Annotated in this window: 18 protein-coding genes; 12 read left to right on the top strand and 6 right to left on the bottom strand. The window is 61.6% G+C overall.

All coding sequences use genetic code 11. The annotated features are described in order from the left end of the window. Positions 1 to 24: 24 nt before the first annotated feature. The gene (locus KL786_RS13085) at positions 25 to 1,440 is read left to right on the top strand and encodes an FGGY family carbohydrate kinase (RefSeq protein WP_215517871.1); all 1,416 of its coding nucleotides are present in this window, start codon (positions 25 to 27) and stop codon (positions 1,438 to 1,440) included. A gap of 3 nt (positions 1,441 to 1,443) precedes the next feature. Here KL786_RS13085 and KL786_RS13080 read toward each other — a convergent pair whose 3' ends face one another. Then, complete coding sequence (locus KL786_RS13080) at positions 1,444 to 2,223, bottom strand: DeoR/GlpR family DNA-binding transcription regulator (RefSeq protein WP_215517870.1); 780 nt, start codon at positions 2,221 to 2,223, stop codon at positions 1,444 to 1,446. 400 nt (positions 2,224 to 2,623) lie between these two features. On the opposite strand from KL786_RS13080, the gene eutH reads away from it, so the two are divergent. The 3 genes from eutH to KL786_RS13065 all read left to right on the top strand — a co-directional run bounded on the left by eutH (position 2,624) and on the right by KL786_RS13065 (position 5,314). Further along, positions 2,624 to 3,868, top strand: a complete 1,245-nt coding sequence (gene eutH / locus KL786_RS13075; protein WP_032860651.1) for an ethanolamine utilization protein EutH — start codon at positions 2,624 to 2,626, stop codon at positions 3,866 to 3,868. 56 nt (positions 3,869 to 3,924) lie between these two features. Continuing rightward, on the top strand, positions 3,925 to 4,281 hold the full coding sequence (locus KL786_RS13070; protein ID WP_215517869.1) for a DUF1937 family protein: 357 nt from the start codon (positions 3,925 to 3,927) through the stop codon (positions 4,279 to 4,281). Positions 4,282 to 4,462: 181 nt separating this feature from the next. After that, positions 4,463 to 5,314: an urea carboxylase-associated family protein gene (locus KL786_RS13065; protein ID WP_215517868.1), complete on the top strand. Its 852-nt coding sequence runs from the start codon at positions 4,463 to 4,465 to the stop codon at positions 5,312 to 5,314. A gap of 39 nt (positions 5,315 to 5,353) precedes the next feature. Here the strand turns inward: KL786_RS13065 and gcvA are convergent, their stop codons facing one another. Further along, complete coding sequence (gene gcvA / locus KL786_RS13060; RefSeq protein WP_215517867.1) at positions 5,354 to 6,238, bottom strand: transcriptional regulator GcvA; 885 nt, start codon at positions 6,236 to 6,238, stop codon at positions 5,354 to 5,356. 151 nt (positions 6,239 to 6,389) lie between these two features. Between gcvA and KL786_RS13055 the strand changes: the two genes are divergently transcribed. The 4 genes from KL786_RS13055 to KL786_RS13040 all read left to right on the top strand — a co-directional run bounded on the left by KL786_RS13055 (position 6,390) and on the right by KL786_RS13040 (position 11,894). Continuing rightward, positions 6,390 to 7,415 carry an LLM class oxidoreductase gene (locus KL786_RS13055; protein WP_215517866.1) on the top strand — a complete coding sequence of 342 codons (1,026 nt, stop codon included), beginning with the start codon at positions 6,390 to 6,392 and terminating at the stop codon, positions 7,413 to 7,415. Between the two features lie 75 nt (positions 7,416 to 7,490). Then, complete coding sequence (locus KL786_RS13050; RefSeq protein ID WP_215517865.1) at positions 7,491 to 7,997, top strand: sigma-70 family RNA polymerase sigma factor; 507 nt, start codon at positions 7,491 to 7,493, stop codon at positions 7,995 to 7,997. Beyond that, a complete protein-coding gene (locus KL786_RS13045) occupies positions 7,994 to 8,959 on the top strand; it encodes a FecR domain-containing protein (protein WP_215517864.1) in 966 nt (321 codons plus the stop codon). The genes KL786_RS13050 and KL786_RS13045 overlap by 4 nt, the downstream gene beginning before the upstream one ends. A 97-nt stretch (positions 8,960 to 9,056) precedes the next feature. Beyond that, positions 9,057 to 11,894, top strand: coding sequence for a TonB-dependent receptor (locus KL786_RS13040; protein ID WP_215517863.1), 2,838 nt, complete (start codon positions 9,057 to 9,059; stop codon positions 11,892 to 11,894). Positions 11,895 to 12,131: 237 nt separating this feature from the next. Here the strand turns inward: KL786_RS13040 and KL786_RS13035 are convergent, their stop codons facing one another. Beyond that, a complete protein-coding gene (locus tag KL786_RS13035) occupies positions 12,132 to 12,935 on the bottom strand; it encodes a helix-turn-helix domain-containing protein (RefSeq protein ID WP_215517862.1) in 804 nt (267 codons plus the stop codon). A gap of 112 nt (positions 12,936 to 13,047) precedes the next feature. Here KL786_RS13035 and KL786_RS13030 point away from each other — a divergent pair, with 112 nt between their 5' ends. Then, positions 13,048 to 13,359 carry a hypothetical protein gene (locus tag KL786_RS13030; RefSeq protein WP_032860640.1) on the top strand — a complete coding sequence of 104 codons (312 nt, stop codon included), beginning with the start codon at positions 13,048 to 13,050 and terminating at the stop codon, positions 13,357 to 13,359. Positions 13,360 to 13,377: 18 nt separating this feature from the next. Here the strand turns inward: KL786_RS13030 and KL786_RS13025 are convergent, their stop codons facing one another. After that, positions 13,378 to 13,980, bottom strand: coding sequence for a glutathione S-transferase family protein (locus tag KL786_RS13025; protein ID WP_215517861.1), 603 nt, complete (start codon positions 13,978 to 13,980; stop codon positions 13,378 to 13,380). Between the two features lie 107 nt (positions 13,981 to 14,087). Here KL786_RS13025 and KL786_RS13020 point away from each other — a divergent pair, with 107 nt between their 5' ends. From KL786_RS13020 to KL786_RS13010, 3 genes are all read left to right on the top strand, one after another. Next, complete coding sequence (locus KL786_RS13020; protein WP_215517860.1) at positions 14,088 to 14,996, top strand: LysR substrate-binding domain-containing protein; 909 nt, start codon at positions 14,088 to 14,090, stop codon at positions 14,994 to 14,996. A 73-nt stretch (positions 14,997 to 15,069) separates the two neighbouring features. After that, positions 15,070 to 15,246: a DUF2188 domain-containing protein gene (locus tag KL786_RS13015; protein ID WP_065943284.1), complete on the top strand. Its 177-nt coding sequence runs from the start codon at positions 15,070 to 15,072 to the stop codon at positions 15,244 to 15,246. A gap of 239 nt (positions 15,247 to 15,485) precedes the next feature. Next, positions 15,486 to 16,217, top strand: a complete 732-nt coding sequence (locus tag KL786_RS13010; protein WP_215517859.1) for a DUF533 domain-containing protein — start codon at positions 15,486 to 15,488, stop codon at positions 16,215 to 16,217. A 294-nt stretch (positions 16,218 to 16,511) separates the two neighbouring features. Here the strand turns inward: KL786_RS13010 and KL786_RS13005 are convergent, their stop codons facing one another. Both KL786_RS13005 and KL786_RS13000 read right to left on the bottom strand, forming a co-directional pair. After that, positions 16,512 to 17,318 (bottom strand): PA4824 family protein, encoded by an 807-nt coding sequence (locus tag KL786_RS13005; protein WP_215517858.1) that lies wholly within the window; start codon positions 17,316 to 17,318, stop codon positions 16,512 to 16,514. A gap of 25 nt (positions 17,319 to 17,343) precedes the next feature. Then, positions 17,344 to 17,691, bottom strand: coding sequence for a DUF2493 domain-containing protein (locus tag KL786_RS13000; protein ID WP_215517857.1), 348 nt, complete (start codon positions 17,689 to 17,691; stop codon positions 17,344 to 17,346). Positions 17,692 to 17,736: the final 45 nt, after the last annotated feature.

Here is a 17,736-nt window from a genome sequence, read left to right as displayed (position 1 = left end):
AAGACCTGCCGAGGAGTCTTCACTATGCGCATTGCCGCGCTCGATCAAGGCACTACCAGCACCCGTGTGTTGGTGGTGAGCCAAAACGGGTCTGCTGATATCCAGCTCTCGTTACGCCACCAGCAGCATCATCCCCACCCCGGTTGGGTGGAGCACGACCCGCTGGAGTTGCTCAATAACCTGCAGCGCTGCCTGGAGGCCACCGGCCGGGTAGATGCCATCGGCCTGGCCAACCAGGGCGAGAGTTGCCTGGCGTGGGACGCCAAGACCGGTGAGCCGTTATCACCGGTCATTGTCTGGCAGGACAATCGCACCTCGGCCGAGATCGCCCAACTGCGTGGTGATGGCGGCGAGGCCCTGACCCTGGAGCGTGCAGGGTTGCCCCTGGATCCATACTTTTCGGCGAGCAAGCTGGCCTGGATCATCCGCAATCTGCCGGCCGCGCAGAGCGCCTTGCGGGCCGGAAGGCTGCGCCTGGGCACCACCGATGCGTATTTCCTCGACCGCCTGACCGGGGTCTTTGCCACTGACGTCACCACCGCTTCGCGCACCTCGCTGATGAACCTGGCGACCGGGCAGTGGGACAGCCAGCTCTGCGAGCTGTTTGGCGTGCCAATGGAAACGTTGCCGCAGATCCGCGACACCGTCGGGCACTTTGGTGAGATCGGCGCTACGCCGATTACCGCCTCGATTGTCGACCAGCAAGCCTCGCTGTATGGCCATGGCTGCCGCAATGAGGGCGACGCCAAAATCACCTTCGGTACCGGGGCGTTTGCCCTGACATTGACCGGCGAGCAGATCATCCGCGCGCCGGATAAGGGCCTGTTGGCGACCATTGCCTGGCAGATCGACGGCAAGCCCACCTATGCCATGGACGGTGGCGTCTACGATGCCAGCGCGGCGGTGGAGTGGGCCGGGCGGCTCGGCTTGTTCAGCGATTTTTCGGAGCTGGCAGCGTTCGACGAGCCACCGGCGATTGGTCGACAGTTGGCCTTTGTGCCGGCGTTGTCCGGGTTGGCCTGCCCGCATTGGGATCGCAGTGCGGCGGCCCTGTGGGTGGGCATGAATGGCAGCACCACGCGCCAGGATATGTGCCAGGCGGTGCTCGAAGGCGTGGCGTTGCGCAGTGTCGAAGTGATCACGGCGATGGACGAATTTCTCAGCGTGACCGATCACCTGTCCATCGATGGTGGCTTGGCGCGCAGCCCGTATTTCGCGCAGTTCCTCGCCGATGCCTTGCAGCGTTGCATTGTCACCCAGCGTTTTGATGAGCTGACTGCATTTGGCTGCGCGGCGCTGGCAGCCAAAGGTCTCGGCGTGGCACTCAAGCCACCGCGTAACACCAGTACCACCTTTCACCCCAAAGTCAGTGCCGAGCAAGCCCGGCAGTGGCGTGCCTCGTTCAGTGATGCGGTCACCCGCTGCCGCGATTGGCGCTGACCGTCACCACTCAGGCCGGGTCAGGGCAGGGGCCTCCAGTACTTCAACCTGGGCCTGTGCCAGGGCCTTGGCCAGCTCGCCCAGGGGTTTGCGGTCGATGATCAAGCGATCGATGCGCTCCAGGGGAAATACCTGGAACAGCGCGTGTTTGCCCATCTTCGAGGAGTCGGCAATGACCGTGAGGTAGCGCGTGCGGGCGATCATGGCGCGGGTGATTTCGGCCTCGTCGATGGAGAAGTCGAAGGCGCCGTCGGTGTTCAGGGCGCCAATCGTGACCACGGCATGTTCGGCGTTGAAGCGTGCAATCTGCTCCATGGCCAGGGCGCCGATATTCTGTTCCGACTCGGGGCGGTATTCGCCGCCGATCATGAATACGCGATTACCACTGGCGCCAATGGCGGAGGCGATCAACAAGGAGTTGGTGATGACAGTGATGCGGTTGAGCTTTGCCAGTTCACGGGCAAAGAACAGGGTGGTGGTACCGGTATCGATCAACAGGCTGTCGCCCGGCGCATAGAGCCCGGCGGCGAACCGCGCCACCGCACGTTTCTCCTGGGAGAATTCATTCATCCGGGTCTGGAACGCGTTCTCATGTTCACCGCTGGGTGGCAGCGAGGCACCGCCATGGAACTTGGTGACCTGGCCTTCTTCGGCCAGGGCCGTGAGGTCACGGCGAATGGTTTCCTGCGAAGTGCTGAGGGTGCGCGCCAACTCGTCGACCGAAATGCGTTCACGCTGGCGTAGCAGCTCAAGGATATGTTGGCGTCTTTCATTGGGGCGCATGGGAATCATCCTCTTGATGCTACGTGAATGCGCCACAGGTGCGCAGTGCTGTTACCGAGGCACTCAAATGATGCCGCAGCCGCGCGCGTTGGGGCGCTGGGGCACCAGCACCGGTGGCGTGAACTTGGTATTGGCGTTTGCCGTTCACGGCCGTAGAGTCCGCTGCCTTGAAAGGTATGGCTAGAGATTACGCAATAGAATTGACCGATTCCAGTGTGTTTAACCCGCAAAACCACAAAAAACACACGATTGGCATGGGAAGTGGTTAGTAATAGGGTGTGAAAGCGCCGTAAATGAGGCGGTAAAACACTCATGGGTGCCAACGTTTGGCCAATGGAGCGACCGGACTGGGACGTACTCCTACAACAACAATTGATTCAGTACAGATGGAGCGAAAGCAATGGCGGAATTCGGGAACTACGTTATTTATCTGATCATGATCGGCGCGGTGGTCGGCGCGTTTGCCTCCGTGATCAAGCCGGACAGTGGCCTGGGCAAGGAGTTTGTCAACGGCATCCACTCCATCGGCCCGGTATTCCTGGCGCAGGCGGGCATCATGGTGGCGATTCCATACCTGTCTAAATTCATCGAGGTCGCACTGGGGCCGTACTTTGGTGCGATGGGTTCTGACGTCTCCATTGCGGCACTGTCGATCATCGCCGTGGACATGGGCGGCTACCAACTCGCCGACGCCCTGGCGGCGAACCGCGACATGTGGATCACCGCGATGATCGTCGGCTACACCTCCGGCGCGACCATCGTCTACCTGATCCCGGTCGGGCTGATGATGCTCGAACGCAAGGACCACAAATACCTGGCGCTGGGGGCCATGGCCGGGTTGATCAGCATCCCGTTTGCCGTGCTTGCGTCGCTGATGATGATCACCGCCTTCAACCTGCCGGTGCGTGACATCGTGTCCACCACCTCGCCGGCCCTGCATTACCTGAGCCTGGGTTTTGTCGACTGCGTGCGCTTGCTCGCGCCACTGTTTGTGTTCTGCTTCCTGTTGGCTGCCGGCTTGCGCTATCGGGCCTCGTGGATGGTGGCCGGGTTCCTGGTGTTCGGCAAACTGATGGACGCCTTTATCAAGATCGTCCTGGCGCTGGCCATCGTCGAGCACTTCACGGGCTTCTTCATGAAAAACTTCGGCGTGTGGGGCTTCGACCCGATGTTCGCCGACGAGAAGGAGTTGTTCCGGGCCATCGAGATTGCTGGCTACATCGGCATCATGCTCGCCGGCACGTTCCCGATCTGCTACCTGTTCAACCGCTACTGCAAGAAGCCCATGGAAGTGCTCGGCAGGCACATCGGGTTGTCGGCCAATGGCGCGGCGGCGTTTGTAATGGTGTTTGCCAATATCATCGCGGTCTACCACCTGTTCAAGAAAATGAATGCCCGGGACAAGGTCTTGTGTGTGGCCCTGGGCGTCTGCGCGCAGGCCACCATCGGTGATCACCTGGCCTTTACCGCGAACTTCCAGCCGACGCTGATCATGCCGATCCTGCTCGCCAAGCTGTTTGGCGGCCTGCTCGCCGTAGCAATCGCGATCAAGATCTCCGTGCCTGCCGCCCAGCGCTACGAAGCACAGGAGCGTGAGCGCGACGAGGCCCAAGCATCCGGCGTGCCCGCCGCCCAGGCGGTCTGACGCTAACTCTTTAACCCCCGCAAGGGCGCAAGCCCTTGCATTGCCCTGAGGTAACAATGAGAAAGATCTTTCTGGCCTGCCCCTACAGCCATGCTGATGCGTCGGTCACCCATGAGCGCTTTATCCAGTGCAACAAAGTGGCGGCCACAATCATCGAGTCGGGCCATGGGGTTTTCAGTCAGGTGTCGATGTCGCACCCGATCAACCAGGCGTTTGAAGGCAAGGACAGTGCAACCATCGGCAAGCTGTGGGCGCCGGTGGACGCGCTGTTCATGGAGATGATGGAGGAACTGATCATCCTCGACCTGCCGGGTTGGGACCTGAGCTCGGGGATCAAGCGTGAAATCGAGTTCTTCAAGAATCGCGGGCAGAAGGTCAGCCTGTGGTCGGAAGTTTCTAACGAGTTCATCTGACAACGCGCCGCCCTTGTGGGAGCGGGCTTGCTCGCGAAAGCGGTGTATCAGTCGATAAATGTATTGGCTGATCGACCGCTTTCGCGAGCAAGCCCGCTCCCACATTGGTTTGTGTGTGCTCTTCAAGTCACGCCCGCCCCGTTGTATGGTTTTGCCAAACCCTGCCAACGAGGATCCCATCATGTACAAGGACTATCCCGCCGCCTACCAAGTCAGCAAAGGCGCTGCCTTGCAGGTCGACAAGGCGTTTTACGATCGTGTGCGCGAGTCCGGGGCAGGGCGCACCCTGGTCGAGCAGTTCGAAGTGCCGATCCGTACCGGTCGCGCCTGGAAAGTGCCGGCTGGGCATGTGTTTCGCGTGACCACACCGATCGGCCCCCAGGTCGGTGATTTCAATGTGTGGAATGCCAATGATCCACGCGAACGCATGTGGGCGGCCCGCACCCGCCAGTTGCAAGGCGCACACGTCAGTACCTATGACCGCCTGTGGTCGAACCTGCCGTTCCTGCGTCCGATGGTCACCATCACCGATGACAGCCTGGCCGGCTACGGTATCGATGAACATGGCGGGCGCCTGCATGATCTGCTGGGCACGCGCTGTGATCCTTATGTGAACAAGATGCTGACCGGCGAGGACTTCCATCACCATTGCCACTCCAACCTGACCCGCGCCGTATTGCCCCATGGCCTGACCGAGTTTGACGTGCATGATGTATTGAATATCTTCCAGTGCACCGGCCTGAATCACGACGATATGTACTTCATGAAGGCGTGCCCGGCCAAGCAAGGTGACTACCTGGAGTTCTTTGCCGAGATCGACTTGCTGTGTGCGTTGTCCACCTGCCCGGGCGGCGACCTGTCGCTGCCGATGTGGGGCCCGGATGCCCAGGACCCGCTGACGGTATGCCGCCCGCTGGGGGTGGAAATCTACCGGCTGGACGATGCGTTGCTGGAGGGTTGGAAATCACCTGCGCGCGCGGCGTACAACGGCAACCATGGCTTGCTGATTCCCAAGGCCGAGTGGGAAAAGTAATGATGCAGTAGTGCTTTATGTGGGAGCGGGATGTGTGTATTACACCTGGGCTTCTTCTCTGATCCACTCGATAAACGCCCGTACTTGCGGGCGTTTCATCGATTCCGGGCGGGTTACCGCGTAATAGGCAAACCGTGCCGGCCAGGGTTTGTCGAGGGCGATTACCAGTTTGCCGGCGTCGAGGTCTTCCTGGGCATGATGGTCTTGCACCAGGGCAATGCCCTGGCCGGTTGCCGCCGCGCGCAGCAACAAAAAATCCTCATCGAAACTCGGCCCACGCTGGGCGCTGCTGTCGGCCTCGATGCCATGGGCCTGGAGCCACAGCCCCCAATCGGCGCGGTCGGCATCTTGCAGCAGTGGGTAGTGCAGGCAGTCTTGTGGGCTGAGGATCGGTGGTCCTGCGGCCAGCAAGGCCGGGCTGGCCACTGGCAGCAAGACCGGGGCCATCAGCAAGGTCGACTCCAGGCCAGGATAGTGGCCCAGGCCATGGCGCAAGGCGATGTCGATGCGCTCGCGCTGGAAATCCACGAGCTTGGCTGACGCCTCCACACGCACTTCTATGTCCGGGTGGCGTGCATTGAAACGGCCAAGCCGGGGCACCAGCCAGGTCGAGGCGAAGGAGGGCACGGTGCTGAGGGTCAGGGTGTTGTCGGCGCTGCTGGCTGCAAGCGTGGCGACGGCTTTTTCGATCTGGTCGAAACCACGCATCAGGCCTGGGTGCAGGCGCGCGCCGGCCTCGGTGAGGTACACCCCCTGGCGGCTGCGCACGAACAATGACACCCCGAGCCGGTCTTCCAGCAGGCGCAACTGTTGGCTGATCGCGCCGGGTGTCACCCCCAGGCGTTCGGCCGCGGCCTTCAGGCTGCCAAGGCGGGCAATTTCGGTAAAGGCGCGCAGCGCCAGCAGGGGGAGCACGGCACCCATCGGTGATTATCCTTGGTTTAGAAAATCTAATGCTATTGGCGAAAACGTATCGTTTCCAGGCCAGGTTTTATCTCACTACCATCAGGTTCAAGCAATTACGCGAAAGTTAGCGTTGCTCAAGTGATCCGTCAACGCTCTGTAAGGAACCTGTATGAACTCCACCGTGACCAGTGGCGCCAGCGCCGCCGCCTTTGCCAGCCACCCTGGCTACCGTCGCATGTTTGCACCGGATCAATTGACCCTGGGGCTGTTCCTGCCGCTGCGCTTTTACGAGGGCGATATGGCGGTCCTCGCCGGCCAGGCGCAATGGGTCAGTGAAATCGACCGCCTGGGGTTTGCTGCAATCTGGGTGCGTGACGTACCGTTGTTCGACCCCTCGTTTGGCGACGCGGGCCAGGTGTTTGATCCCTTTGCCTACCTGGGCTACCTGGCGGCGCAGACCCGGCAGATTGCTCTGGTCACCGGCAGCGCGGTGTTCCCGCTGCGTCATCCGATTGACCTGGCCAAGGCTGCCGCGACCCTGGATCGATTGTCCGGCGGGCGGCTGGTGATGGGCATTGCCTCGGGCGACCGTGCGGTGGAGTTCCCGGCCTATGGCCTGGAACATGGCGAACGCGCCGAGCGCTTTGCGCAGTCGGTGGATTACTTCCGGCAATTGTTGGCAAGCACTGCACCGAATATTCACTCACCGCTTGGGCGGTTGCGTGATGCGTACCTGCTACCCCAACCAGTGACGGGACGTATTCCCTTGATCGTCACCGGCTCGTCCCGCCAGTCGATGCAGTGGCTGGGGGAGCATGCCGATGGCTGGCTGACCTATCCGGACAGCACCCACAACGTGATGGGGCCGCGGCGCCTGGCGGAAAAAATCCGCGCCTGGCGCGATGGCATACCGGGCGGTGGGTTCCGCCCGCACATGACCAATGAATGGATCGACCTGGCTGACGACCCGGACTTCCCGCGTACGCCCATGCAGGGTGGCTACGTACTCAAGACCGGGCGCAAGGGCCTGATCGACTTGCTCGGTGAGTGGCGCGACGCGGGCGTCAACCATGCCGCATTGGGGATCCAGATGGCCCAACGCCCGGTGGCCGAGATCATCCAGGAGTTGGCCCAGGAGGTGTTGCCGCTGTTCCCGGCACTGCCAGGCCCGGAGCCTCATTTGCAGCAGTGGTAACCGCGAGCACTGTACAAGCGTCAGGTCCAACTACTAAAATGAGAAGTATTATCATTACCGCTCATTGGACTTGACATGTACGACGACAGTCTCGTCTCGCCCGTCGAACAGCTTTACACCAACCATCATCGCTGGCTGCGCAGCTGGCTGCATCGGCGGCTGGGGCATAGCGCCGACGCCGAAGACCTGGCGCACGATACGTTTATCCGCGTGTTGCGCACCCAGCAGGACGTGCGTGAGTTACGCCAGCCCATGGCGTTTCTGGCCACGATCGCCAATGGCTTGCTGATCAATCGCTGGCGTCGCCAGGCCATTGAACGGGCCTACCTTGAGGCGCTCGCCGCGCATCCCGAAGCAGAGGAACCCTCGCCCGAAACGCGCTACTTGATGATCGAAACCCTGCTGCAGCTCGACGTGCTGTTGGTGGGGTTGTCGATGCAAGTGCGCAAGATTTTCTTCTTGTCCCAGCTCGATGGCCTGACATACCCGCAGATCGCCACGCAGTTGAGCTTGAGTGTGGCCCAGGTGCAGCGAGCGATGGGCAAGGCCTTCAGCGTGTGCTACGCGAGCCGTTTTGAATGAATGGCACGGTGGTTGCGCCGAAAGTCCGCGAGACGGCCATTGATTGGATCGTCAGGGTTCAGTCCGGAACGATGAGCCCGGCCGATCACCAGGCGTTGCAGCAGTGGCGCCTGGCGCGTGCCGAGCACGAATACGCCTGGCAACGCGTCGCCAGCTTGCCGCTGATGCTCCAGCCCGGGGCCAACCTGCTGGCTGATGTCACCGCGCGGCGGGCGTTGGAATCTGCCGGGGTTGATCCGGCGCGGCGCCGGCAAGTACTCAAGTGTTTGTTGGGGGTGGGCCTGCTTGGCGGTTTGTCCTGGCAGGGCGCCGATTCGACGTGGGTGCGCGCAGCCTTTGCCACTTACCGCACGGCGACCGGCGAGCGCCGCCGGTGGACGCTGGCCGATGGCAGTTCACTGTGGTTGAACACCGCCAGTGCCGTCAGCCTGGAACTCAGCGCACACCTGCGCAGCGTGCAGTTGATCGAGGGCGAGGTGGCGCTGGATGCGCGAGTCGAGTCGCGCCCACTGCAACTGCTCACGCCGGGTGCGGTGGTGCGCAGTCAGGACGCCAATCTGCTGGTGCGTCACGATCAGCAGGGCACGCGGATTACTGTATTGCGTGGCCTGGCCGCCGTGAGTTCGCCGCGCAGCCTGTCACCAGTGTCGGTAGCGGCGGGGTGGCAGACCGAGGTGGACCGCCACGGCGTGGGCACGCCACGGCAAACCGATGGGTTTCTGGCCCAGGCCTGGTTGCGCGGCATTCTGCCCGCCGAGCGCATGCGCCTGGATGTGCTGCTGGCCGAGCTTTCCCGTTATCGTCCGGGCGTCTTGCGATGCAGCGAGCAGGTCGCGGCGTTGCGCGTGACCGGTAGTTTTCAACTGGACGATACCGATGCTGCGTTGGCGTTGGTGGCCCATGCGTTGCCGGTGCGCATCGAACGACGCACCCGCTATTGGGTGACAGTGGTGCCCGCCTGAAACTTTTTTTGTGTGCTCGCCGCAGCTTTTCAAAACTCGCTTGGCCTCTAGGAATAACCCACCGAAACAGGTGGGCCTTCACCTCTAGGAGCCCGGCATGATTTCTCCCGCAAGTGTCTTGCGCACCCGCACATTGGGTTTGTTGTTACTCAGCCTGCAACCGCTGTACAGCACGGCGGTTTTCGCCCAGGCCGAGCGCCAGCCCTACAGTATTGACGCCGGTCCCCTGGACCAGGCGCTCTCGCGTTTCGGCGTGCAGGCGGGGATCAGTATGGCGGGCAACTCGACGCTGACGGCGGGCAAGCGCAGCAATGGCCTGCGCGGGGATTTCAGCACCGAAGCCGGTCTTGCGCGGTTGCTGGCGGGCACCGGCCTGAGTTTCCAGCGCCAGGCCGACGGCAGCTTCGAGTTGCATCCGGCAACCAGTGCCGTGGTGTTGCCGTCGCAGAAGGTCATCGGCGATGACGTCGATAAGAAAGCCGTCTATTCGGCACCCCGTTCGGCTGTGTATCTCTCCCCGGAAGAAGTCCAGCGCTTTGGCGTGATCTCCGTCGGTGACCTGCTCAAGGGCCTGCCAGGGGTGCAGGTCGGTGACAGCCGCAATGGCGGTGGCCTGGATGTGAACATTCGCGGGATCCAGGGGCAGAGCCGGGTCGCGGTCACGGTCGACGGCTCGCAACAGGCGTTGGATGTCTATCGTGGCTATGCGGGCACGCAGCAGCGTAGCTACATCGACCCCGACCTGATCAGCGATGTGTCCATCGACAAGGGGCCGAGCCTGGACTCCAGCGCCATCGGCGGCAAGGTGGCGATCCGCACCCTGGGTGTGGATGACATCCTGCGTGATGGCAAGACCGTGGGCCTGCGCTTGAAGGGCGATGTGTGGAACAACGGCGTGTCGCCGGCCTCGCGCAGCAGTCATTCGGCGACCCAGGAGTTGTACGCCGAGCCGCATCAGAGCCGTGGTGGCCTGTTTGGCTCCGACGCCGAGTCAGGCAGTGCGGCGTTTGCCTATACCCACGATCTGTTTGATGTAGTGGCGGCCTATGCCCATCGTAATCAGGGCAACTACTTTGCCGGTACCAAAGGCCAGGACCGTTACCGCACCTATAACAAATGGGGCCGTGAAGACTCGACGGTCGCCACCACTTATAACGCAGGTGAGGAGGTGCTGAATTCATCGGCCGAAACCGAATCGGTCCTGCTCAAGACCACACTGCGACCTGCGGACGACCATACATTCGACTTCGGCTACATCCGCTACGACGGACGCATGGGTGAGATCATGCCGTCGGACATCTTCCGTTTCGGCACGGGCGGGATTTATCAGTACCCTCGTGGGCGTACCGAGATCGACACCTATACCGCCCGTTACCACTACTTGCCGACAGGCAACATGTTGGTGGACCTGACGACCAGCCTGTGGATGACCGATGCCAAAACCAGCCAGTTGACCTCGGTGATGGCCCCGGCATCCCAGGCCTATCGTTCGGACCGTAACTGGACCCGCCAGGCCAACCGGCGCATTGGCGGTGAGCTGGCCAATACCTCGCGCTTCGTGACCGAACACGGCGATTTCAAGTTGGACCTGGGCGGTGGGTTCCAGGTCGAGGAACTGCGTCCGCAAAAAGGCGTGGTCACGACCCAGCACGATATCAACGCCAACCGTGGCCTGCGTGACGGTTCCCGGCAAGAGTTCAGCCTCAACGGCAAGCTGGAGTACAAGCCGGTCGATGAGCTGACACTGTGGGGCGGCGGGCGCTACCTCTACTACCGCACCCAGGACCATATGATGCATTCCACTGCGCAACGCGAGGAGCGTGAGGCGCGCTATGTGAACGTCATCAAGCCTGGACGCTACGATTTCATGATGTGGTTCCCCGACGAGAACGGGCAATACACCGATGCCACGGACCCGCGCTTGAACAATGGGATTGTCTTCAGTAACACCAACCATCCGTTCGAAGGCACACCGTACAACGACTATGGCGGGACGGGTACGCGAGTCTTCCCCGCGAGTGTCGGTGAGGTGGTCACCGGTTATACGTACGCGAAGAAGCAAAGTGACAGTGCCGGTGCATTTTCTCCGGCCTTTGGCGTCAATTTCGAAGTGGCGCCAGATACCTTCCTCTATGCCTCTTACACCCAGGGCCTGCGCATGCCCTCGTTGTTCGAAAGCAGCCTGGGCACTTTGCAGACCCTGCCAGGCAAGGGGCTCAAACCCGAGCGCTCCAGTAACTGGGAAATCGGCGCGAGCACAATGCAAAAAGGTTTGCTGGCCGACAACGACTCGGCGGCGATCAAGCTGGCGTACTTCAATAACAGCATCAAGAACTACATCACCCGCTATTACGACCCAACCCCTGGCCAGAATGGCCTGATGAACTTCAGCAATACCGACAGCTTCAAGACCAGCGGCCTGGAGCTGCAATCGAACTACGATGCCGGGCGGGTGTTTGCCGACCTGTCCGCGACCTACTATCTGAAGACCGAAACCTGTGACTCGGCTTTCGCCGCACGCCTGCGGGCCAGCAGTACCCGCTGGAATGACCTGAGCGCCACGCCCAATTGCACACCGGGCAGTTTCATGGGCTCATACACCAATACCCAGAACCCGCCACGGGCCTCCGGCAACCTGACCACGGGGTTGCGCTTCTTTGACCAGACATTGACCGTTGGCGGGCGCTTGACCTATACCTCCGGCCCGACCGTGACGGCTGACAAGAACTGGCAAACCGGCGCCACCACGCCGCAGTTGGTCTACCGCGAAGTGGCGCTGTTTGATCTGTTCCTCAACTACAAATGGCAGGATCACACCCACGTTAACCTGTCGCTGCAGAACCTGACGGACCGCTATTACCTGGACCCGCTGGCCCAGAGCTTCATGCCGGCGCCGGGCCGCACGTTGCGTATGGGGCTGGTGACCAAGTTCTAGCGGCTGGTGATATTCCCCTGTGGGAGCGTGCTTGCCCGCGATAGCGGTGGTTCAGCCACTACATCCGGTGGCTGGCAAGCCGTCATCGCAGGCAAGCCAGCTCCCACATTTGATTTGTGGCGTACCAAACACTCTGCCTCGCTGAGACCTCCTGTGGGAGCGGGCTTGCCCGCGATGACGGTGAGTCAGTCACCGAATTTATTGGCTGAATAACCACTATCACAAGCAAGCCAGCGCCTACAGGGACTGTTCGTAGGCCGCAGTCATGACTTGCCAGGTATGGGGATTGGCCGGGATCAGGTGTTCGATTCGCAATGAAGTGACGGTGATGTCCTGGGGCATGCCGAAAGTGGTGAAGGTGGACAGGAAGTCCAGCTCGCCCTGGCGCGATTTAATGCGCGTCAGCACCAGCGGCGGCAGGTCATTGGCCGGTGCTCTCGAACCCTGGGGCACTGGCAGGCTTTCCAACAGTGTGGCCAGGGTCGGATTGCCCAGGGCTTCACGGGCGGCGCGTTGCCAGGCCAGGTTGCGGATTTCCTCGGCATTGAGCAAATAGTCGCCCAAGCCCCCCGGTTGCAGCAGTGTCGTCAGCAGGTTCAGACCCTGCGCGGCGTCCGGCGCCAACCCCACCAGATCAAACAGGACCTGGGTGCTGGCGTTGGCGGCAAGCACTTCCCAGTGACTACCCAGCACGATGGCCGGTGCCGGGTTGTTGGCCTTCAGTACATGGCTGATCGCGTCCCGAATGGCATCCATCGACGGCGCGGCGAGCGGCGTGGCTTCGTAGCGTGGGGCATAGCCGGCGGCGAGGAACAGGCTGTTGCAGTGCTCCAGCGGCACATCGAGAGCGCTGAGCAGGTTATGCAGCGTGCCAGGGCTGGCCTTGGCGCGGCCGGTTTCGATACAGCTCAAGTGGCGCTGGGAAATACCACTGATCAGCGCCAGTTGCAGTTGGCTCAGCTTGGCCTGGCGGCGCAACAGCCGCAGCTGTGTGCCGGCGTCGGTATCGGGAGTGGCGCGGGGGAAAGGTGGGCGGCTCATGGGTTGACTCTGGCAGGGCGGATCGAGGGGCGTCCATGACCTCGCAGGTCATTGAGATGGCGGCGACGTTATCACTAATCTGCGGCTTGCCCAATCCTGCACGGTGGACCCCATGCACAGACCCTATATCGCCCTTGCCAGCCTGTTGGCGTTTTCGCTGTACACCCTGGGCACCTTGCTCTGGGCCGAGCAGTCGCTGCTGGCGTTCGGCATTGAACTGTTATCCAGGCCAGACACCGCCCAGGTGGTGATTGACCTGTACCTGATGGCAGCTCTGGCGTGTGTGTGGATGTACCGCGACGCACGCGCCAAGGGCAAGTCCCTGGCCAGTGTCATGCCTTACTGGTTGCTGACAATGGTGTTCGTCTCGGTCGGGCCGCTGCTGTATATCGTGGTCAACGGCTTTGCCAGGGGGCGGAGATGATCGGCGTTGCGTTGCTGCCTATTCGATAGGGTATTTGCCGAACGCCGGGTGTTGCTCGGCCAGCCGGGCGTGGCGCTGCAGGTTGGGAAAAGCCTCGGCCTTGACCACCGAGGGCACGGCGTATCGGGAAAAGGACCAAGCCACCGCGACGCTGAGTGACGCTTGGTTCAATGACTCGCCTTGAGGGTTGGCCAGCAGTTGTTCCAGGCCTGAGTAGGCCGCCAGCAACTGCCCGGTTACCCGGTCGAGCCAGGGCTCATGCAGTTTCTCGGCAGGCCGCAGGTTGTGCTCGTAGTAAATCTGCACGCTCTTGTCGCAGGCGGCCAATGCCAGGCCGATCACTTGCAGGTTCCGTGCACGGGCCGCAGCGGTTTGGGGCAAGAGCTTTTTCTCGGCCGGCGCCAAGGCTTCGAAGTAATCCAGGATCAGGCTGGAGTCCATCAACACCGTCCCGTCGTCTAGCACCAGTGTCGGAGCCTTGACCACCGGGTTGATCCGGGAAAACTCCTTGAATGTGCTGAAGACCGACAGCGATTGCTGCTCGAAATCGACGCCGTACAGCTCCAGGGCAATCGCTACGCGGCGCACATAAGGTGAGTCCAGCATGCCAACCAGTTTCATGAAGCCTCCATTCTCGATGGTGTGATTGTTAATTACGGATTACTTTATAGCGGTGATACTCCTTTAAATATTCATATTTTTTACCTTAAAAGGTTAGCCAGGCTTACATGAGTGCCTTTCCTCCCTTGACCTCCCTGCGCAGTTTCGAGGCCACCGCCAGGCTGGGTAGCGTCACTCTCGCGGCCAAAGAGCTGCATGTCACACACTCGGCCATCAGCCAGCAGATCAAGGTGCTGGAAGCGATCGTCGGCCTCACGCTGTTCGTGCGTGAAGGGCGTGGCTTGCGCATCAGCGAAGATGGTCGGCTGTATGCGTTGCAGATCCGCCAGGCCCTGGGGGATATCGCCGACGCCACGCGCCTGATCCAGGCCCAGCCCAAGCGCGATGAGCTGGTGGTGGCGGTACTGCCTTCATTCGCGCGTTCGTGGTTGCTGCCACGGCTGCCGGATTTCCAGCGCCGCTACCCGCATATCAGCATTCGCCTGCAAGCCACCCTGGCGATCACCAACTTGCACCAGGAATCGGTGGACGTGGGCATCCGCATGGGCAAGGGCGATTGGGAAGGGGTGGAGCGCAAGCTGTTGTTCCACGACGAAATGGTGGTCGTTGCCGCCCCGCATTTCAATGGCGGGATATTGCCGCGAACTCCGCAGCAAATCGTGCACAGCCCGATCATCTACAGCAATGAATCCTGGCAGCCCTGGTGCCAGGCCGCAGGCATTGAGATGAGCACCGAACGCAAAGGCCTGTGCACCAATGACTCCAACCTGGTGCTGGAAGCGGTCCGGCTGGGGCAGGGCATCGCCCTGGAGCGGCGTAGCCTGGTGCATGAGGCCATCGTGCGCGGGGAGCTGGTGCAGTTGTGCGACATCAGCGCGCCGTATGCCTACCCGTATTGGTTGGTTTGGCCACCTCGGGAAAGCTCGGAAAATAAACAGCGGGTGTTTTCCGAGTGGTTGTATGGGGAAGTGCAGTGCTACATGACGCAATTGGCCAGCATCCGCGACGTTCGGTAGGCCACGCTGCCTGGATCGGGAGTATGGTGGATCGGGCAACCCGTGGATTATCTCTGGAAAAGGAGAGGTGACTATGAGCGTTCCCCTGTTGAACAAGATGCATCTCAATGGCTATGACATTGTCCGGGTCAACAGCGGCCCGTGGCGCGTGTGCACCAAGGATGATCGGTTGGCTTCCTTTGGTTCCCGTGAGCAGGCACTGGCCTATGCCGCGACGTTACCGGGCTACAAGGTCCGCCCGCGACCCTGACCCTGTATGCGCCGGTCAGCCAGCCTCTACAAAGAGGGTAATGTAGGGGGCTGGCTGCTCTCAGGCTTGATCCTGATACCCCTTAATCTGAAGAATTCTCACGGTCGTTACAGCGCGGGACCGGGTTTGTTGAGGCGCAGGCCGGCCGACAAAAATACCCTGGCCAACGGGTGTTGGCGTTATAGGCAGCAGCGACTATTGTTGCTGGTCTGGAGCACAGCCCACAGGAGGGCAATACCATGAACACCAGCGATCTACTGGGACAACTGCTACAGGCGGCGATCAAGCCACAAGGCGGTTCAGCGGCACCTCAAGGCGGAGCCGGAGGGCTCGGTGGATTGGGCGGTTTGCTCGGTGGTCTGCTGCGGGGCGGTGGCGCCGGCGCGGGTGGTGCAACGTCGGGCGGCGGCGGCCTGGGTGATTTGCTCGGTGGCCTCGGCGGGATGCTGGGCGGTACCGCATCCGGCGGCGCGACCCCAGCGCGCTCAGGCGGCACCAATTATGCGGCGCTGGCCTCATTGGGAATGATGGCGTTCCAGGCGTATCAAGCCTGGCAACAGCAACAGGCTTCGGCACCGCAACAGGCGTTGCAGACGGTGGATCAACTGTCCGGCCCGGCGGTCGAGGAGCATAGCCATGCGCTGCTGCGGGCGTTGATTGCGGCGGCCAAGGCGGATGGGCGGATTGACGCGCAGGAAGAAGAGAGGATCTCGGCTGAGATTGGCCGTCATACCGATGACCCCGACTTGCAGCAATGGCTGGACGCTGAAGTCGCCAAACCCTTGAATGCGGCAGACTTTGCCGATTGCGCCGCAGACCCGGCGATGGCTGCCGAGGTCTACCTGGCCAGTGTCCTGCTGGTGGATGACCAGCAGGATGCCGAGCGCAACTATCTGGATGAGCTGGCGGGGGTCCTGAACATTGATCCCGAGTTGCAAGTGCATCTGGAGCAACAAGCCAAAGCGGCCTGACGCCAGGCGCAGATCCCCTGTGGGAGCGGGCTTGCTCGCGATAGCGGTGTTTCAGTCACTGCATATGGTGGCTGGCACGCCGCTATCGCAGGCAAGCCAGCTCCCACATTTGATTTGTGGCGTACCCAAAATTCTGCTTCGCCGAGACCCCCTGTGGGAGCGGGCTTGCCCGCGATAGCGGTGGTTCAGTCACTGCATATGGTGGCTGGCAGGCCGCCATCGCAGGCAAGCCAGCTCCCACAGGGGATTTGGGGCGCGACATGGGTCACTTCCCACCTTGGCTAAAACGGATCGTCAAAACCGTAAAGTAGCCCCCGTGGTCAGCCACTGATCGCGGTCGCCGTTCAGGTTGCGGCCGATCACCAGGTCCACATCCACCTGCTTGCCCAAGTGCACGCGCGGCCCGGCTTGCCAGGCCTGGTCGCCACGTTGCTGGCCGTAACGTTCAGCCACCAGCGTCAGTGAATCCGCCACGCTGTACTCCAGTCCCGTACCCCAGGTCAGGCGGTGATTCTGCTCGCCGTCATCATAAGCGTGGGCCCAGCCGGTATTGAGGTTCAGGCGCAGGGCTGGCAACGGTTGCCAGGTCAGTGGCACCGTCAGGTCGGCACCGTCGAAAGCATGGCGGCGATTGAGTGCAATATGCGCTGCGCCGGCCACGGCAATTTCCACGCCCGCGTCATCCCAGGACCACAGCGATGCCTTGATCTGCGGGCTGACCTGCGTCTGGTCCGGGTCATCCTCAATGGCTGCGCCCCATTGCACTGTCGGCAAGCCACGGGCGGTACAGGCTGCGGATAAACTGCTGTGGTGGGTGGACGAGTCATGACGGTTGCGGGTGTACCAGGCGTCAAGGTTGCATTCGCCCGGCGCATTGATCGCCGCATCATCGACCACATACGAACCTCCTGCGGCAAAGGCCTTGGACAGCAGGCCCAGGACCAGGATGCCGCCCAGGGTCGCGCCGACAAAGATCAAGTTGCGGCGCAATGCCCGCCGCCGCGATGCAGGCAGCAATGCAAAGGCCGTCAGGGATTGGTGTTGTTGGCGGCGACGGTATTTGGCAAAGCCGTCCGGGCGCCGCGAGGTGTGTTTGTGCATGGCTACATGCTCCAAAGAATAGATGTCAGTTGTCGACGGTCAGCACTTGGATGCCGCAGGCCTTGGCCTGGCTGACCAGTTCAGAGGTGTCATCGCCACCGGGTAGCGCGATGACCACGTCGGGGCGGCTGTCGCTCAGCATGAATTGGTTGCGATGGCGTTCAGCCTGTTTGCCATGGCGCTGCCAGTTGGGTGGGTAGCGCACAACGTCTATGCTCGTTTCTCGCGCCCAATCCTCTATATCGCTGCCCAGGAACTGGCTGCCACCGTGGATCAATACCTGCACCGGGTGCAGGCGATGCCAGGCATCCAGGACCTGGCGGGACCTTTTGCTATCGGCGTAATGACGACCCGCACAGATCAACACGCGCATGCTGGAATTTCCTTGTGTTGCCCAGGCGCGGGCCATCGAGTGAGA

This window comes from Pseudomonas sp. TAE6080, assembly GCF_018732265.1.
Classification (GTDB): domain Bacteria; phylum Pseudomonadota; class Gammaproteobacteria; order Pseudomonadales; family Pseudomonadaceae; genus Aquipseudomonas; species Aquipseudomonas brenneri.
Note: the sequence above shows the minus strand (reverse complement) of the source record. Positions and strands in the feature narration are given on the sequence as shown.

Bases quoted from the DNA above. Each gene is read 5' to 3' on its own strand.
- KL786_RS13085 (WP_215517871.1), top strand. From the start codon at position 25: ATGCGCATTGCCGCGCTCGATCAAGGCACTACCAGCACCCGTGTGTTG.
- KL786_RS13080 (WP_215517870.1), bottom strand. From the start codon at position 2,223: ATGCGCCCCAATGAAAGACGCCAACATATCCTTGAGCTGCTACGCCAG.
- eutH (WP_032860651.1), top strand. From the start codon at position 2,624: ATGGCGGAATTCGGGAACTACGTTATTTATCTGATCATGATCGGCGCG.
- KL786_RS13070 (WP_215517869.1), top strand. From the start codon at position 3,925: ATGAGAAAGATCTTTCTGGCCTGCCCCTACAGCCATGCTGATGCGTCG.
- KL786_RS13065 (WP_215517868.1), top strand. From the start codon at position 4,463: ATGTACAAGGACTATCCCGCCGCCTACCAAGTCAGCAAAGGCGCTGCC.
- gcvA (WP_215517867.1), bottom strand. From the start codon at position 6,238: ATGGGTGCCGTGCTCCCCCTGCTGGCGCTGCGCGCCTTTACCGAAATT.
- KL786_RS13055 (WP_215517866.1), top strand. From the start codon at position 6,390: ATGAACTCCACCGTGACCAGTGGCGCCAGCGCCGCCGCCTTTGCCAGC.
- KL786_RS13050 (WP_215517865.1), top strand. From the start codon at position 7,491: ATGTACGACGACAGTCTCGTCTCGCCCGTCGAACAGCTTTACACCAAC.
- KL786_RS13045 (WP_215517864.1), top strand. From the start codon at position 7,994: ATGAATGGCACGGTGGTTGCGCCGAAAGTCCGCGAGACGGCCATTGAT.
- KL786_RS13040 (WP_215517863.1), top strand. From the start codon at position 9,057: ATGATTTCTCCCGCAAGTGTCTTGCGCACCCGCACATTGGGTTTGTTG.
- KL786_RS13035 (WP_215517862.1), bottom strand. From the start codon at position 12,935: ATGAGCCGCCCACCTTTCCCCCGCGCCACTCCCGATACCGACGCCGGC.
- KL786_RS13030 (WP_032860640.1), top strand. From the start codon at position 13,048: ATGCACAGACCCTATATCGCCCTTGCCAGCCTGTTGGCGTTTTCGCTG.
- KL786_RS13025 (WP_215517861.1), bottom strand. From the start codon at position 13,980: ATGAAACTGGTTGGCATGCTGGACTCACCTTATGTGCGCCGCGTAGCG.
- KL786_RS13020 (WP_215517860.1), top strand. From the start codon at position 14,088: ATGAGTGCCTTTCCTCCCTTGACCTCCCTGCGCAGTTTCGAGGCCACC.
- KL786_RS13015 (WP_065943284.1), top strand. From the start codon at position 15,070: ATGAGCGTTCCCCTGTTGAACAAGATGCATCTCAATGGCTATGACATT.
- KL786_RS13010 (WP_215517859.1), top strand. From the start codon at position 15,486: ATGAACACCAGCGATCTACTGGGACAACTGCTACAGGCGGCGATCAAG.
- KL786_RS13005 (WP_215517858.1), bottom strand. From the start codon at position 17,318: ATGCACAAACACACCTCGCGGCGCCCGGACGGCTTTGCCAAATACCGT.
- KL786_RS13000 (WP_215517857.1), bottom strand. From the start codon at position 17,691: ATGCGCGTGTTGATCTGTGCGGGTCGTCATTACGCCGATAGCAAAAGG.